Genomic DNA, 15,321 nt, shown 5'->3' with positions numbered 1-15,321 from the left:
TAGCGGTTTTTTGAGCACGGTCGGCATCTTGCTGGCAGCCGGAAGGGGACGCAGGTTCGACCCTTCCGGCGTGCAGAACAAATTATTGCAGCCATTGGCGGAAGGACCGCACGCGGGTCTGCCGGTGGTGGTGGCGGCAGCGAGGAACATGCTGGCTGCCTTGCCACGCGTGCTGGCCGTGGTGCGCCCCGACGATGCCGAGGTCGCGCGCCAGCTCGGTGCGCTGGGCTGCGAGGTGCGCGTCTGCCATGATGCCGACACGGGCATGGCCGCCTCGCTCACCTGCGCCATCGGTCACGTGCGCGGCGCGCCGGGCTGGCTGATCGCCCTGGGCGACATGCCTAGTGTGGAAGCGGCTACAATCGCCGCCTTGTCGCACGCCATCGGCGATGGCGCGCGCATCGCCGTGCCCGTGTTCCAGGGACGGCGCGGCAATCCTGTCGCGTTCAGCGCCTTTCACTTGCCGCTGCTGCTGGCACTCGATGGCGACCAGGGCGCGCGCAGCATCGTCAACAGCCATGCCGTGTGCGAAGTAGCAGTGGACGACAGCGGCATCTTGCGCGATATTGATACACCTGACGATTTGTCGCCGGCGCCTGGCGCGCCCGGGCGATTGTAGAACATCCATGCCAGATACGAGGAAAACATGAAGAAAGCACCGATTCAAAAAATCACCGCCAAGGCGGGAGCCAAGGCAAGCGGCAAAGCCACAAGCAAAGCCGCGGCAAAAACCGCAGTGAAAACCGCACCGGCCGCCGGCATCATCTACAGCATTGCCGCAGCCGACCTGGCCGGTCACATGTTCAAGGTGACGTTGACCGTCAAGTCGCCGGCCGCCATCGGCCAAGTATTTGCTTTGCCGGCTTGGATTCCGGGCAGCTACATGATCCGCGAATTTTCGCGCAATATCGTCAGCATCCGCGCCGAGTCCGATGGCAAGGCCGTGGCGCTGACCAAGCTGGACAAGCATTCGTGGCAAGCCGCCCCGTGCAAGGGCCCGTTGACCGTCGAATATGACGTGTATGCCTGGGATTTGTCCGTGCGCGCCGCCCACCTGGACCAGAATCACGGCTTCTTCAACGGCACCAGCGTGTTCCTGCGCGTGCTGGGCCAGGAGGCCGAGCCGCATGAAGTACATATCGTGCAGCCGAAGGATGCGGCCTGCAAGACGTGGAAAGTGGCCACCACCCTGCCGGAACTGAAAGCGAAACGCTATGGCTTCGGCAGCTACCAGGCGGCCAACTACGATGAGCTGATCGACCACCCGGTGGAGATGGGCGACTTCGCGCTGGCCACCTTCACCGCGCATGGCGTGCCGCACGATATCGTCGTCACGGGCAAAGTGCCGAACCTGGACCTGGACCGTTTGTGCCGCGACTTGAAAGCCATCTGCGAAACGCAGATCGCCTTCTTCGAGCCGAAGACAAGGAAAGCGCCGATGGACCGCTATGTGTTCATGACCATGGCCGTCGGCGACGGATACGGCGGCCTGGAACACCGCGCCTCGACGGCATTGATCTGCGCCCGCGCTGACCTGCCGACGACGGCTTCAAACAGCACGGAAATCGGAGACGGCTACCTGAAATTCCTGGGCTTGTGCAGCCACGAGTACTTCCACACCTGGAACGTCAAGCGCATCAAGCCGGCCGCCTTCGCGCCGTACAACCTGCAGGCGGAAAGCTATTCGCCGCTGCTGTGGCTGTTCGAGGGCTTCACCAGCTATTACGACGACCTGATGCTGGTGCGCGCTGGCCTGATCGATGAAGCGGCCTATTTCAAGCTGCTCGGGAAAACCGTCAACAGCGTGCTGCGCGGCAGCGGCCGCACGAAACAGAGCGTGGCCGATTCCAGCTTTGACGCCTGGGGCAAGTACTACCGCCAGGATGAAAACGCGCCGAACGCCATCGTCAGCTACTACACCAAGGGTTCGCTGATCGCACTGGCCTTCGATCTGACACTGCGCACGAAGACGAATGGCGAAAAGTCGCTGGACGACGTGATGCAGGCCTTGTGGCAGCGTTATGGCCGCGATTTCTACAAGGGCAAGGGAGAAGGCAAAGGCCGCGGCGTGACGCCTGCCGAAGTCGAAGCCCTGTTCGATGAAATTGCCGGCACGCGCCTGAAACCGTTCTTCGAGCGCTACATCCGCGGCACGGACGACGTGCCGCTGGCGCGCCTGCTGGCGCCGTTCGGCGTGAAATACAGCGACGCGCGCAAGGCTGAAAAGGCCAGCCTGGACATCAACCTGGGCCGCGACGGCAACGACGCCAAGCTGGCGCAGGTGCACCAGGGCGGCGCCGCCCACCTGGCCGGCCTGTCGGCGGGCGACGTGCTGGTGGCCATCGATGGCTTGCGCGTGACGGGTAACCCGGCCAACCTGGACACCTTGCTGGGCCGCTACGCCGTCGGCGCCAAGGTGGCCATCCACGCCTTCCGCCGCGACGAGCTGATGACGTTTGCGGCCGTGCTGCAAGGCGACCGCGTGCCCGGCGTCAGCCTGGCGCTGCTGCCGGCGCCGAAGAAAGCCACGGGGCCGAAGCGTCCTAGCGCGGCATGATGCTGTTTCTCATGCGGTAAAACAGAAAACCGGCCGTCACTGGCCGGTTTTTTATTTCAAGCAGCAATTTCCCAAATGCAACTTATCCGGTGAAACTGGCGGCTTGCCATCATATTTACTGCAAATGAACTAATTTTTCTTTAACTAAACTAAAATTGCCGAACCGCTTCTTTTAGATCGCGCCCAACGTGCAAACCCTCGATCCTCGAACGATTATGCTGATGACCACGCTGATGTGCGGGGCGATGAGCATCGTCATGTTCTCGGTGTATCGCAGTTTCCGGCGCGAGGTGCATGGCCTGGGGCATTGGGCGGCCGGCTTGCTGTTGCTGGTGTGCGCGTCCCTGCTGTTCGGCACCCGCGAAGTGCTGCCGCCGGCATTGTCCATGATCGCGGCCAATGCGGCGCTGGTGGCCGGTATCGGCCTGTCGATGCTGGGCACGGAGAAATTCTTTGGCCTGGCGCCCAGCCGCCGCGCCTATCTGCTGATACTTGCCCTGGCCATCGCCGGCAATAGCTGGTGGTTGCTGGCGCAGCCCGATTTTTCGGCGCGCGTGGCGGTCTTTTCCCTGCTGGTCTTCCTGTTTTATGCGCGCCAGGTGCAACTGGTATGGCGCCATGGCGAGCGCCATTTCTCGAGTTTTTTCTTTGCCGCACTGATGCTGATGCAAGCCGTCGTGGTGCTGGCGCGCGGCGTGTCTGCCTTGCTGCATGGCGGCGCCAGCGTGAACCTGACGGTGGCCGGCACGCCGGCCGGCATCTATCTGGCGGTCGCCAATTTCATGGCGCTGCTGCTGACGGTGGGCTTCATGACGATGGCGACGCGCCGCCTGCAGCAGATACTGGAGCGACGCTCGACCCACGATCCGCTGACCCAGGTGCTGAACCGGCGCGGCTTTGGCGACGCCTATGCGCGCGAGATAGACAATCTGCGCCGCCGCCGCTTGCCGTTGACATTGCTCAGCATCGACCTCGATTACTTCAAATTGATCAATGACCGCCACGGTCACGCGGTGGGTGACCGGGTGCTGGCGCATGTGGCCACCGTTATCAAGGGCGCCCTGCGCGAATCGGATTGCGTGGCGCGTTTCGGCGGCGAGGAGTTCGTCGTGCTGATGCCGGACATGCCGGCGCATAATGCGTTGGGCGTGGCCGAACGCATCCGTGCCTTGCTGCGCGAGCCCAGTCATACAGGGCTGCCACCGTGTACGGTCAGCATCGGCGTCGCTTGCCAGGCGTCGGTGGTGGAAGGGCTGGAACAGCTGTTGTCGCGCGCCGATGCGGCCCTGTACCTGGCCAAGGAACGGGGACGCGACCGCATCGAACTCGATACCGCCGCGTTTACTGTGGACCGGACAAGGTCCGCAGCTGGAATTGGTACTGGTCGTTGAAGAGGAAGGTTTCGGAGAAATCGAAGGTCCGGGCGTGGCGGTGCATCAGGTGTGCCGCTGGCGGAAAGAGGGTGGGCACGCGCCGCACGGCGGCCAGCGCCGCGGCCGATGCTTCGCTGTCGCGCGAACGGTGCACATGCACGCTTTTCAGCTCGCCGTCCGGGCCCACGCTCAGGTCGAGCACGACGATGGCCGGCAGCATGGGCGGCAGGCGCCCGCTGAACGTGTAGGCACTGTTGGCGGCCATGATCTGCTGCGCCACCAGCGACTTGTAGGCATCGATGCTGGCCGCGAGCTGTATCGCGGCCGGCGTGCGAGGGGGCGTGGATGTGGGCGTGCTCACCGCCGGCGGGGCCGCAGTCTGGCAGGCCGACAGCAGGCTGGCGGCGGCAAGGACGATAATTCCGTGTCTCATGACCGCCAGCCTACCATGGTTTAACTGAACAGGCGTTCCAGCTCCACGCCGGGGTCGGGCGCGCGCATGAACGCTTCGCCCACGAGGAAGCTGTGGATGTGCGCATCGCGCATGCGTTGCACGTCGGCCGTGCCGTGGATGCCCGATTCCGTGATGATCAATTTGTCTTGCGGGATGCGCGGTAACAGCTTGATGGTCGTGTCGAGCGACGTTTCGAAGGTGCGCAGGTTGCGGTTGTTGATGCCGATCAATGCGCTCTTGAGTTTCAGGGCCGCCGTCAGTTCGTCGCCGTCGTGGCTTTCGATCAGCACGCCCATGCCCAGTTCGTGGGCGCACGCTTCCATTTCCGCCATCAGGCCATGGTCGAGCGCCGCGACGATCAGGAGGATGCAGTCGGCGCCCATGGCGCGCGCTTCATAGATCTGGTACATGTCGACCATGAAATCCTTGCGCAGCACGGGAATGGCGCAGGCGGCACGCGCCTGCTGCAGGTACTCCACGGATCCCTGGAAGAACTGTTCATCCGTCAGCACGGACAGGCAGGCCGCGCCATGCGCCGCATAGCTGGCGGCGATATCAGACGGGCGGAAGTCGGCGCGAATGACCCCTTTCGATGGCGACGCCTTTTTCACTTCGGCGATGATGCCGGGCTTGCCAGCGGCGATGTGCTGGCGCAGGCTCGCTTCGAAGCCGCGCAGGCCGGCGCGCAGGGCGCTGTCGCTTTCCACGTCGCCGCGCAGGCTTGCCAGGCTGCGGCGGGCCTTGGCCTTGGCCACTTCATCGGCTTTCACTGCCAGGATTTTATCGAGTATGTCGGACATGATGGTCGCTATTCTATAAAGGGGGGCGGCAGCTTACGCTTGTGCCGGGGTGCCCAGCTGTTGCGTGACCTGCACGAATTGCGCGAGTTTCGCCAGGGCCGCGCCCGAACTGACGGCCGTGCGCGCGCGCGCCAGGCCGTCTTCGATCGAACTGGCCACGCCGGCCGCGTACAGCGCCGTGCCCGCGTTCAGGGCGACGATGTCGGCGGCCGCACCGGGCTCGCCGCGCAGCGCTTCCATCATCTTGGCTTTCGATTCCACGGAATCGGCCACCTTCAGGTTGCGGCTGGCGATCATCGACATGCCGAAGTCTTCGGGATGGATTTCATATTCGCGGATTTCGCCGTTGACCAGTTCACCGACCATGGTGGCCGCGCCCAGCGACACTTCATCCATATTGTCGCGGCCATACACGACGATGGCGTGCTGCGCGCCCAGGCGCTGCAGCACGCGCACCTGGATGCCGACCAGGTCGGCGTGGAACACGCCCATCAAAATGTTCGGCGCGCCGGCGGGATTGGTCAAGGGGCCCAGGATATTGAAGATGGTGCGCACGCCCAGTTCCTTGCGTACGGGCGCCGCATGCTTCATGGCCGCGTGGTGATTCGGCGCGTACATGAAGCCGATGCCCGTTTGCGCGATCGACTGGGCGATCTGCTCGGGCTGCAGGTTGATGTTGACGCCCAGCGAGTCCAGCACGTCGGCGCTGCCGGACGAGGAAGAGACGCTGCGCCCGCCATGCTTGGCCACGCGCGCGCCGGCTGCCGCCGCCACGAACATCGAGGCGGTGGAAATATTGAACGTGTGCGCGCCGTCACCGCCCGTGCCGACGATGTCGAGCAGGTTGGTGGTGTCGGCCATGGGCACCTTGGTGGAAAACTCGCGCATCACTTGCGCGGCGGCGGCGATTTCGCCGATGGTTTCCTTTTTCACGCGTAAACCCATGGTCAGCGCCGCGATCATGGTGGGCGACATTTCGCCGGACATGATCTGGCGGAACAGGTACAGCATTTCGTCGTGAAAGATTTCGCGGTGTTCGATGCAGCGCAGCAGGGCTTCTTGTGGTGTGATCGGCATGATGCTTCCTTCTTCAATGATGGCGCAGGAGGACACTGATGGCACGCCGTGGCGTGCGCGGAAAATCAGCGCTCGAGAAAGTTCTTCAGCAGGGCGTGGCCGTGCTCCGAGAGGATCGATTCGGGGTGGAACTGCACGCCCTCGATATCGTATTCCCGGTGGCGCACGCCCATGATTTCGCCGTCGTCCGTCCACGCCGTCACTTCCAGGCAGGAAGGCAGCGAGGCGCGTTCGATCGCCAAAGAGTGGTAGCGGATCACTGTGAAGGGGCTGGGCAAGTCTTTGAAAACGCCCACGCCCGTATGCGCGATGAGGGAAGTCTTGCCATGCATGACTTGCTTGGCGCGGATGACGTTGCCGCCAAACGCTTCGCCGATGGCCTGGTGGCCCAGGCACACGCCCAGTATCGGTTTCTTGCCGGCGAAGTGCTTGAGCACTTCCACGGAAATGCCCGCCTGTGCCGGCGCTTTCGGACCGGGCGAGATGCAGATGCGGTCCGGGTTCAGCGCCTCGATCTGTGCGATCGTGATTTCATCGTTGCGGTAGACCCGCACGTCTTCGCCCAACTCGCCGAAATACTGCACGATGTTGTAGGTGAAGGAGTCGTAGTTGTCGATCATCAGCAGCATCTTAAAACCCTCCATCCAGGCCATCTTGCACTTGTTCGGCGGCGCGCAGTACGGCACGCGCCTTGTTTTCCGTTTCCTGCCATTCCATTTCGGGGATGGAGTCGGCCACGATGCCGGCCGCGGCCTGCACGTACAGCATGCCGTCCTTGACCACGCCCGTGCGGATGGCGATCGCCACATCCATTTCGCCGCCAAATGACAGGTAGCCGCAGGCGCCGCCGTAGATGCCGCGCTTGGTGATTTCCAGTTCGTCGATCACTTCCATGGCGCGCACTTTCGGCGCGCCCGTCAGGGTGCCGGCGGGGAAGGTCGCGCGCAGCACGTCCAGGTTCGACAGGCCATCCTTCAGCTTGCCTTCCACGTTCGAGACGATGTGCTGCACGTGCGAGTATTTTTCGATGACCATGCGGTCGGTGACTTGCACGCTGCCCGTCTCGGCGATGCGGCCGATGTCGTTGCGCGCCAGGTCGATCAGCATCACGTGCTCGGCGATCTCTTTCGGGTCGGCCAGCAGCTCGGCCGACAATTCGGCGTCGCGCTCTGGCGTGGCGCCGCGCGGACGGGTGCCGGCGATCGGGCGCAGGGTGACTTTCTTGCCGCCGTCCGCCGTCTTTTCGTTGCGCACCAGAATTTCCGGCGAGGCGCCGATGATCTGCATGTCACCGAAATTATAGAAGTACATATACGGCGACGGGTTGAGCGAACGCAAGGCGCGGTACAAAGTCAGCGGCGAATCGACATAAGGTTTGCGGATGCGCTGGCCGATCTGCACCTGCATCAGGTCGCCCGCCATCACGTATTCATGCGCCTTGGCGACGGCCTTCAGGTAGTCTTCCTTGGAAAAGTCGCGGATGGTTTCCGTGCGCACGGAAGCGCTGGTGACGGGCGCATCGACGCCGCGGCGCAGCATCATGCGCAAGTCCTTCAGGCGCTGCTGCGCTTTCGAAAACGATTCGGGTTGCGTGGTGTCGGCGTAGACGATCAGGTAGAGCTTGCCGGACAGGTTGTCGATGACGGCCAGTTCTTCCGTCACCATCAGCTGGATATCGGGCAGCTTCAAGTCGTCTTTCGGTGCGCCGCCGGCGAGTTTTTTCTCGATGTGGCGCACGGTGTCGTAGCCGAAGTAGCCGGCCAGGCCGCCGCAGAAGCGCGGCATGCCGGGGCGCAGGGCCACCTTGAAGCGCGACTGGAACTGTTCGATGAAGTCGAGCGGATTGCCTTCGTGTTCTTCGATCACGCTGCCGTTCTTGACGATTTCGGTGCGTTTGCCATAGCTGCGCAACACGGTCGTGGCAGGCAAGCCGATGAAGGAATAGCGGCCGAAGCGTTCGCCGCCGACGACGGATTCGAGCAGGAAGGTGTTCTTGCCGCCTTGTTGGGACTGTGCCAGTTTCAGGTACAGGGTGAGCGGGGTTTCCAGGTCGGCGAACGCTTCCGCGATCAGGGGGATGCGGTTGTAGCCTTGCTGGGCCAGCGATTTGAATTCGAGTTCGGTCATGTTTCTCTCCATGCCGTCAGGGTATGAGTGTGCATAGTGCACAAACCCTGCGGTGGGTTATCAAAAAACTTGCCGGGACACGCAACGTGCGCAATATGCGCAAACGACGTGTGTACAACCGGCAGCAATCGTAACGGCTCGGCCCTTAAGCCTGCCAGGATTGCCAGCGTCGCCAAAGCCAGGCCTCAATCGAGCCGGTTTGGGTGACATTGTGTTTTTTGATGAGAAACGTGTTCACGATATGGTGTTGGGTTTGGTCAGTATGCCGGTTAGTTTTGCATGCCAATAAAACGGGCTGCTTCGAGCAGTGTCTTTACTATACCATCGGAATCGGTATCGTGTATAGAGTGTCCGTGATTGTAGCCATACGGTACCGTCAGTACGGGGCAAGCCGCAGCCCTGGCCGCTTGCGCGTCATTCGAGGAGTCGCCGATGGCCACCACTTTGGATGGCGGCAGGTCGAAGTCCGCGCACACTTGCAGCAGCGGCATGGGGTGCGGTTTTTTCTGCGGCAGCGAATCGCCGCCATAGACGATCTCGAAATACTGGTCCAGGTTTTTCAGTTTCAGCAGGGGCAGGGCGAAGGCGATCGGCTTGTTGGTGACGCAGGCCAGGCGCAGGCCCGCCGCCTTCATCGCCGACAATCCCGCTTCGACCTCCGGATACAGGGTGCTGAACTGGCCATTGATGGCCAGGTAGTGACGCTGGTAGCCCTCCATCGCCTGCTCGAAACGCTGCTCCACGCCGGCGTCATCGAAGTCGAGCGCCAGCACGGTGCGGATCAGGTTTTCCGAGCCCTTGCCCACCATCAACTTGATGGCGTCGGCGCTGATGGGCGCCAGGTCCAGTTCGGCGCGCATGCCATTGATGGCGACATGAAAATCGGGCACGGTGTCGAGCATCGTGCCATCGAGGTCGATGATGGCGGCGCGCACGCCAGCCAGTACGTGGTCTTTCACCGTGCCCGCTTGCATCAGTTGCCCACCGTTTTGGCCAGCTCGGCGCGCATGGCGTCGATGACGGCCTTGTAGTCGGGCTTGCCGAAGATGGCCGAGCCGGCGACAAAGGTGTCGGCGCCGGCGGCGGCAGCGGCGGCGATGTTGTCGATCTTGATGCCGCCATCGACTTCCAGCATGATGTCACGGCCCGACTCGTCGATCATGCGGCGCGCTTCGGCGATTTTCTTCAGCGCTTGCGGAATGAAGGACTGGCCGCCGAAGCCCGGGTTGACGGACATGATCAGGATGATGTCGATCTTGTCCATCACGTGTTCCAGGTAGTGCAGCGGCGTGCCCGGGTTGAAAACCAGGCCCGATTTGCAGCCATTGTCGCGGATCAACTGCAAGGAACGGTCGACGTGATCCGACGCTTCCGGGTGAAAGGTGATGATGTTCGCGCCAGCCTTGGCGAAATCCGGGATAATGCGATCGACAGGCTTGACCATCAGATGCACATCGATGGGCACTTGCACGTGCGGGCGGATCGCTTCGCACACCAGCGGGCCGATGGTCAGGTTCGGCACGTAATGGTTATCCATCACGTCGAAGTGGATGATGTCGGCGCCGGCGGTAACGACGTTGCGCACTTCCTCGCCCAGGCGGGCAAAGTCGGCGGACAGGATGCTGGGAGCGATACGGAATGTTGTCATGGTGAAGTAGCCAAAGGATAGAAAATGCGATTTGCGCTATTTTACGCCTGACGCCGTTACCATGCCTCATTGAAGTACGGTGAAACACAGAATACGCATCGCGCGATGGCCAATGCGTCGCGCGCGACACACAATATGACTGGCAATGTCTGAAGAGGAATGACGATGGCGACTTATGAATTTACGGTAACGGTCAAAACGCAATATCTGCCCGATCAATCGGCACCGGACCAGGGGCGGCACGTGTTCAGCTACACGATCCGCGTCGTCAACACGGGCACGGCTGGCGCACAACTGATTTCGCGCCACTGGGTCATCACGGATGCGAACAACAAGGTGGAAGAGGTGCGCGGCCTGGGTGCCGTCGGCCACCAGCCGCTGTTGCAGCCGGGCGAGCAGTTCGAATACACGAGCGGCACCATGCTGGGCACGCCGCAAGGCTCGATGCACGGCGAATACTTCTGCGTGGCCGAAGACGGCCATCAGTTCGAAGCGCCGATTCCCGAGTTCGTGCTGTCGGTGCCGCGCACCCTGCATTAAGGAAACGCCAGGGGCTTGCCCCCTTATTTCAGTTTTTCGGTGGCGTCCTGTTCTTCACTGAGCTGCTTGCGTGCCGGCGGTGCGGGCTTTTTGCCCGAATACATGGTCCACCAGACTATAAATGCCAGCAAGAAGAACGCCACCAGCGCCTCTATCATCAAGATCCACATACGCATCCCTATGTTATTTACCCGCAGCCCATTTACCAGCCGTCTGTTTACACGCGGTAGTCTACCTGTTTCAATCGGCGCCGTCGCGCTTGTCTTGTCCGCCTGCACCACGCCGCCCGTCACGCCGCCCGCTGCTTCCAGCGGCAAGGCGCCCGCCATTGCGCCGACCGTCGTCAAGCCTGTGCCTGCCAAGCCGGCCGATGCCAAGGATGCCACGGATGTGGCGGCGCCCACGTTCGTGCCCGCCAAGTTTGCCGCCTTGCCTGGCTGGGCCCGCGACGACATGCGCGCCGCCTGGCCCGCCTTCATGGCTTCGTGCGGCGTGCTGGTGAAACGGCCGGACTGGAAGGAATCGTGCACGATTGCGCGCCAGGTCAATGCCGATAGCGACAAGGCCATCCGCCTGTTTTTCGAGACCTTCTTTGTGCCAAATCAAGTCGTCACCGCCGATGGCGCCAATACTGGACTGGTGACCGGTTATTACGAGCCATTGCTGCACGGCGCGCGCAAGCGCGGTGGCCCATACCAGACACCGCTGTACAAGGTGCCTGACGATCTGGTCTCGGTGGACTTGTCCGGCGTGTATCCGGAACTGAAAAACATGCGCTTGCGGGGCAAGCTGGTCGGGAAGAAGGTGATACCGTACGCAACCCGCGCCGACATCGAGCGCGCCACGTCCGTCACGGGCAAGGAATTGCTGTGGGTGGATGACGAAGTCGAGGCGTTCTTCCTGCAAGTGCAGGGTTCCGGGCGCGTGCAGCTGACCGATACGCAGGAAACCGTGCGCGTGGCGTATGCGGATCAAAACGGCCATCCATACAAATCGATCGGCCGCTACCTGGTCGACAAGGGCGAGCTGACCCTGAGCCAGGCGTCCGCGCAAGGCATCAAGGCGTGGATCGCCGGCCATCCCACGCGCAAGGATGAATTGTTCAACGCCAACCCGAGCTATGTCTTCTTCAAGGAAGAGCGCTTGCCCGATCCGAAAGTGGGGCCAAAGGGCGCGTTGGGCGTGCCGCTGACGCCGCAGCGTTCGGTGGCCATCGATTCGCGCTTCCTGCCGCTGGGCGCGCCCGTATTCTTGTCCACCACGCAAGCCAATAGCGAGATTCCCATGCAGCGACTGGTGATGGCGCAGGATACGGGCGGCGCCATTCGCGGGCCGATCCGGGTCGATTATTTCTTTGGCTTTGGCGCGGAAGCGGCCGAGAATGCGGGCCGCATGAAGCAGAGCGGCGCCGTGTGGGTGTTGTTGCCGAAGCAGGCGCCGGCGCGCTGAGTTTCTCGCGGCGCCGGGCGGGGATTGCGCTAGCGCAAGGTTAGCGCAGGACCATGACGGGTAAATGGGTGTGGGCCAGCACTTTTTGCGTTTCGCTGCCCACGAACAACTTGTTCAAGCCCTTGCGGCCATGCGAGGCCATCAGGATGATGTCGCAATGGTAGGTTTGCGCCGCATTGACGATTTCATCGTGCGGGCTCGGCGACACGGCCACCACGCCTTCGAAAGGCACGCCGGCGTCACGCGCCGCTGCGCCGATCTTGTCGATGGCGCGTTGCGACGCTTCCTGCATCTGCTGTTCATACAGGCTGGCGTCGAGCACGATGCCGCCGTCGGCCATCGGCGAGAACGGGAAGGGCTGCACCACGCTGATGGCAACCAGCTTGGCTTTGTTCAGCTGGGCGAAGGCGAGGGCGGTCTCGGCGGCTTTGTCGGACAACGGCGAGCCGTCGGTGGGAAATAAGATGGTGTTAAACATGGCGTGCTCCTCAAGTGATGTAAGACAGCTTATGGATTTACATCAATTAAAACCTTGATATAAATCAAACCTCGCAGGCTTTGGCGTGAATGGTGTCGCCAAGGCAATCTTTTAGCAGTGTATGCCCGTTCATCGCTTCAGGTGCGCACGCTACGCAGCGGCGTGCCCCACACCATGGCGACCGTCAACAGGATGCTGCCGGCCGCGATACAGGCCAGGCCATTGCGCACGCCAAAGTGTTCCGCGATCCAGCCGGCGGCCAGCGCGCCCAGCGGCGCCGTCGCCACCGTCAGGAAGCGCATGGTCGATGTCATGCGGCCCAGCATGGGGTCGGGCGTCACCTTCTGGCGCAGGCCCAGGTAGGGAATAAAGAACAGCATCACGCCGCAATCGAAAAAGAACATCAATATGGCATACGCCACGGCGCTGGCGGCCGCGCTGCCGAACAGCGCTGCCGGAATCGTTGGCGTCAGGGCAAAGCACACGGAGGTGGATGCCAGGCCGATCAGGATGGTGCGGCCGGCGCCGTAGCGCTTCGTCAATGGCTTGACGATGAAGGCGCTGAGCAAGACGCCGGCGCCGCCCAGCATCTGCGTCATGCCCAGCACGCCAGGGCTCATGCCCAGGTCGCGCGTGGCGAACAGCACCGTCAAGGCCATGCTGGCGTAAAACAGGAAGTGCCAGATGCCGGCGCCCCAGGCCAGCGCGCGCAGCAGCGGCTCGCGCCACACGAACAGCAAGCCGTCGGCGATGTCGCGCAAGGCGTGCTTGTCGGAGGGCGCCGGCCGTGGATCGCGCACGCTCATGGCACGCAAATTGAAGACGGAAATCAGATAGCCGCACGCCGTGCACAGGATGGCGACGGGTGCGGACAAGACCTGCACCAGCACGCCGGCCAGGCCGGGACCGATCAGGCGCGACGCCGATTCGGTGGCGGCAAATTTCGACTGCGCATCGATCAAGCCATCGCGGCCCACGAGGAAAGTCAGAAACACCTGCTCGGCGCCGCCACCGACGACGAAGCCCGTGCCGATGATGAACCCCACTATATATAACCACGGCATCGACAGCACGCCGCACCAATAGGCCACTGCCACGCTGGCCAGGGCCAGGCCGGACATGCTTTCGCTGAACAGCATGATCGGGTGCTTGCTGCGCCGGTCCAGCAGCACGCCGACGGGCAAGCCGAACAGGGCGAACGGCAGCGCCTGCAAGGCAACCAGCACGCCCATCTGTTCCGGCGTCGCATGCAGTAACAGTACCGCGCACAGGGGCAGGGCCAGCGAGGTGATCTGGGCGCCGAAGCAATTGAGGCCGTTGCTGAACCACAGGCGGCGGAAATTCACGCTGGCGGCGCTGCCGTCGCCGCGCAGGTAATGGGCGCAGTACTGGAAGAGGGAGGAGAAAATATCTTGCTCGATATGAAAATGATCAGGCTCACAATAATAGCAGCGCACCTGCCGCGCCGCTGCCGTTAGCCGCTACAATCGTTGTCACCGTGTTCATCCAGAGGAGACTATATGCAATACGAAGACTTGATCATCGATATCCAGGACAAAGTGGCGGTCATCCGCCTGAATCGCCCGAAGGCCTTGAATGCCTTGAACGACAACATGATGAATGAGCTGGGCGACGCCTTGCTGAAGTTCGACGCGGATGACAATATCGGCTGCATCGTGCTCACGGGCAGCGAAAAAGCGTTTGCCGCCGGCGCCGACATCGCCGCCATGGCCGATTACACCTACCCGGACACCTTTACCCAGGGCTACATCAGCCGCAACTGGGAACATATCTTGCGCGTGCGCAAACCCGTGGTGGGCGCCGTAGCTGGCTACGCACTGGGGGGCGGTTGCGAACTGGCCATGATGTGCGATTTCCTGATCGCCGCCGACAGCGCCAAATTTGGCCAGCCGGAAATCAAGGTCGGCGTCACGCCGGGCGCGGGCGGCACGCAGCGCTTGCCGCGTGCCATCGGTAAGGCCAAGGCGATGGATCTGCTGCTGACGGCGCGCACCATCGATGCCGCCGAGGCGGAACGCATCGGCCTGGTATCGCGCGTGGTGCCGGCCGATAGGTTGCTGGAAGAAACCCTGGCCGCCGCCAAGACTATCGCCGCCATGCCGACCTCGGTGGCCATGATGATCAAGGATTGCGTCAACCGCGCGTTTGAAACGACCTTGACCGATGGTGTCGCCTACGAGCGCCGTTTATTCCAGGCCGCCTTCGGTACGCCTGCACAAAAAGAAGGCATGCACGCTTTCCTGGAAAAGCGCTTGCCAAACTTCGACGGTCTTTGATATGATTCGCCTCCCCGATGAGACGCACTGGTTTGCGGCACAAAAGGGACAGCCTTCCGGGGCTGGGTAGTAAAAAAGAAGGTTGACGAAATGGCCGAAACGCTTCATACTCTTCCTTCTTCGCAGCTGACAAACACAACGCTTTGTCGATAGCGCGAAAGCAGTACCGAATACAGTTCTTTAACAATTAACAGTCGATAAGTGTGGGCATTTGATGTCAGTGCAGCAGCGATCTTCGGATTGCTGTAATACTTAAAATATATCAAATGTTCACAAGAAATAATGAAATAGGATACTTCTTCGGAAGTAGCCTGTCAGTTTTTTGAGTGAGCAAATCTTTTGCAATGCAAAAGATTTGGATGGTAGCGATACTGTCCGACCTGTCAGAAATGACATTAAACAGAGATTAAACTGAAGAGTTTGATCCTGGCTCAGATTGAACGCTGGCGGCATGCCTTACACATGCAAGTCGAACGGCAGCACGGAGCTTGCTCTGGTGGCGAGTGGCGAACGGGTGAGTA

Annotated in this window: 16 protein-coding genes and 1 rRNA gene; 7 read left to right on the top strand and 10 right to left on the bottom strand. The window is 61.8% G+C overall.

What is annotated here, in order from left to right; genetic code table 11:
• Window positions 1–10: 10 nt before the first annotated feature.
• From OX459_RS14790 to OX459_RS14780, 3 genes are all read left to right on the top strand, one after another.
• Window positions 11–619, top strand: coding sequence for a nucleotidyltransferase family protein (locus OX459_RS14790; RefSeq protein WP_289905613.1), 609 nt, complete (start codon window positions 11–13; stop codon window positions 617–619).
• A gap of 117 nt (window positions 620–736) precedes the next feature.
• Complete coding sequence (locus OX459_RS14785) at window positions 737–2,557, top strand: M61 family metallopeptidase (RefSeq protein WP_289905612.1); 1,821 nt, start codon at window positions 737–739, stop codon at window positions 2,555–2,557.
• Window positions 2,558–2,778: 221 nt separating this feature from the next.
• Window positions 2,779–3,948: a GGDEF domain-containing protein gene (locus OX459_RS14780; RefSeq protein ID WP_289905611.1), complete on the top strand. Its 1,170-nt coding sequence runs from the start codon at window positions 2,779–2,781 to the stop codon at window positions 3,946–3,948.
• Here the strand turns inward: OX459_RS14780 and OX459_RS14775 are convergent.
• The 7 genes from OX459_RS14775 to rpe all read right to left on the bottom strand — a co-directional run bounded on the left by OX459_RS14775 (window position 3,899) and on the right by rpe (window position 10,036).
• Window positions 3,899–4,363: a hypothetical protein gene (locus OX459_RS14775; protein WP_289905610.1), complete on the bottom strand. Its 465-nt coding sequence runs from the start codon at window positions 4,361–4,363 to the stop codon at window positions 3,899–3,901. The two genes, OX459_RS14780 and OX459_RS14775, sit on opposite strands and share 50 nt — an antisense overlap.
• Before the next feature lie 20 nt (window positions 4,364–4,383).
• Window positions 4,384–5,184 carry an indole-3-glycerol phosphate synthase TrpC gene (gene trpC, locus OX459_RS14770; protein WP_077399318.1) on the bottom strand — a complete coding sequence of 267 codons (801 nt, stop codon included), beginning with the start codon at window positions 5,182–5,184 and terminating at the stop codon, window positions 4,384–4,386.
• A 33-nt stretch (window positions 5,185–5,217) separates the two neighbouring features.
• The gene (gene trpD / locus OX459_RS14765; RefSeq protein ID WP_289899385.1) at window positions 5,218–6,261 is read right to left on the bottom strand and encodes an anthranilate phosphoribosyltransferase; all 1,044 of its coding nucleotides are present in this window, start codon (window positions 6,259–6,261) and stop codon (window positions 5,218–5,220) included.
• Between the two features lie 65 nt (window positions 6,262–6,326).
• Window positions 6,327–6,890, bottom strand: a complete 564-nt coding sequence (locus OX459_RS14760; protein ID WP_099665565.1) for an aminodeoxychorismate/anthranilate synthase component II — start codon at window positions 6,888–6,890, stop codon at window positions 6,327–6,329.
• Window position 6,891: 1 nt separating this feature from the next.
• Complete coding sequence (gene trpE, locus OX459_RS14755) at window positions 6,892–8,388, bottom strand: anthranilate synthase component I (RefSeq protein WP_289899384.1); 1,497 nt, start codon at window positions 8,386–8,388, stop codon at window positions 6,892–6,894.
• A 269-nt stretch (window positions 8,389–8,657) separates the two neighbouring features.
• A complete protein-coding gene (locus OX459_RS14750; protein ID WP_289905609.1) occupies window positions 8,658–9,362 on the bottom strand; it encodes a phosphoglycolate phosphatase in 705 nt (234 codons plus the stop codon).
• Entirely contained in the window at window positions 9,362–10,036 is a 675-nt protein-coding gene (gene rpe / locus OX459_RS14745; protein WP_077399332.1) for a ribulose-phosphate 3-epimerase, read from the bottom strand. Before rpe ends, OX459_RS14750 begins: the two co-directional genes overlap by 1 nt.
• Before the next feature lie 165 nt (window positions 10,037–10,201).
• Here rpe and apaG point away from each other — a divergent pair, with 165 nt between their 5' ends.
• On the top strand, window positions 10,202–10,576 hold the full coding sequence (gene apaG / locus OX459_RS14740) for a Co2+/Mg2+ efflux protein ApaG (protein WP_034785627.1): 375 nt from the start codon (window positions 10,202–10,204) through the stop codon (window positions 10,574–10,576).
• 23 nt (window positions 10,577–10,599) lie between these two features.
• On the opposite strand, the gene OX459_RS14735 is transcribed toward apaG, so the two are convergent.
• Window positions 10,600–10,746, bottom strand: a complete 147-nt coding sequence (locus OX459_RS14735; RefSeq protein WP_167468630.1) for a hypothetical protein — start codon at window positions 10,744–10,746, stop codon at window positions 10,600–10,602.
• A gap of 73 nt (window positions 10,747–10,819) precedes the next feature.
• On the opposite strand from OX459_RS14735, the gene OX459_RS14730 reads away from it, so the two are divergent.
• Window positions 10,820–12,025, top strand: a complete 1,206-nt coding sequence (locus OX459_RS14730) for a murein transglycosylase A (protein WP_289906096.1) — start codon at window positions 10,820–10,822, stop codon at window positions 12,023–12,025.
• 40 nt (window positions 12,026–12,065) lie between these two features.
• Here the strand turns inward: OX459_RS14730 and OX459_RS14725 are convergent, their stop codons facing one another.
• Both OX459_RS14725 and OX459_RS14720 read right to left on the bottom strand, forming a co-directional pair.
• Complete coding sequence (locus OX459_RS14725; RefSeq protein ID WP_077399338.1) at window positions 12,066–12,503, bottom strand: universal stress protein; 438 nt, start codon at window positions 12,501–12,503, stop codon at window positions 12,066–12,068.
• 137 nt (window positions 12,504–12,640) lie between these two features.
• Window positions 12,641–13,960, bottom strand: coding sequence for an MFS transporter (locus tag OX459_RS14720; RefSeq protein WP_289905606.1), 1,320 nt, complete (start codon window positions 13,958–13,960; stop codon window positions 12,641–12,643).
• A 63-nt stretch (window positions 13,961–14,023) separates the two neighbouring features.
• On the opposite strand from OX459_RS14720, the gene OX459_RS14715 reads away from it, so the two are divergent.
• Window positions 14,024–14,800 (top strand): enoyl-CoA hydratase, encoded by a 777-nt coding sequence (locus OX459_RS14715; protein ID WP_289905605.1) that lies wholly within the window; start codon window positions 14,024–14,026, stop codon window positions 14,798–14,800.
• Between the two features lie 408 nt (window positions 14,801–15,208).
• Window positions 15,209–15,321 (top strand): 16S ribosomal RNA (locus tag OX459_RS14710); the annotation flags it as partial.

Origin of the sequence: Janthinobacterium sp. SUN026, from assembly GCF_030397625.1 — a bacterium.
Classification (GTDB): Bacteria; Pseudomonadota; Gammaproteobacteria; order Burkholderiales; family Burkholderiaceae_D; genus Janthinobacterium; species Janthinobacterium kumbetense.
The sequence above is the reverse complement of the archived record's forward strand: the minus strand, read 5'-3'. Positions and strand labels throughout refer to the sequence as shown.

Coding starts and splice junctions, on each gene's coding strand:
- trpC (WP_077399318.1), bottom strand. CDS start 5,184: ATGTCCGACATACTCGATAAAATCCTGGCAGTGAAAGCCGATGAAGTG.
- trpD (WP_289899385.1), bottom strand. CDS start 6,261: ATGCCGATCACACCACAAGAAGCCCTGCTGCGCTGCATCGAACACCGC.
- OX459_RS14735 (WP_167468630.1), bottom strand. CDS start 10,746: ATGTGGATCTTGATGATAGAGGCGCTGGTGGCGTTCTTCTTGCTGGCA.
- OX459_RS14725 (WP_077399338.1), bottom strand. CDS start 12,503: ATGTTTAACACCATCTTATTTCCCACCGACGGCTCGCCGTTGTCCGAC.
- OX459_RS14715 (WP_289905605.1), top strand. CDS start 14,024: ATGCAATACGAAGACTTGATCATCGATATCCAGGACAAAGTGGCGGTC.
- apaG (WP_034785627.1), top strand. CDS start 10,202: ATGGCGACTTATGAATTTACGGTAACGGTCAAAACGCAATATCTGCCC.
- rpe (WP_077399332.1), bottom strand. CDS start 10,036: ATGACAACATTCCGTATCGCTCCCAGCATCCTGTCCGCCGACTTTGCC.
- OX459_RS14760 (WP_099665565.1), bottom strand. CDS start 6,890: ATGCTGCTGATGATCGACAACTACGACTCCTTCACCTACAACATCGTG.
- OX459_RS14750 (WP_289905609.1), bottom strand. CDS start 9,362: ATGCAAGCGGGCACGGTGAAAGACCACGTACTGGCTGGCGTGCGCGCC.
- trpE (WP_289899384.1), bottom strand. CDS start 8,388: ATGACCGAACTCGAATTCAAATCGCTGGCCCAGCAAGGCTACAACCGC.
- OX459_RS14780 (WP_289905611.1), top strand. CDS start 2,779: ATGACCACGCTGATGTGCGGGGCGATGAGCATCGTCATGTTCTCGGTG.
- OX459_RS14775 (WP_289905610.1), bottom strand. CDS start 4,363: ATGAGACACGGAATTATCGTCCTTGCCGCCGCCAGCCTGCTGTCGGCC.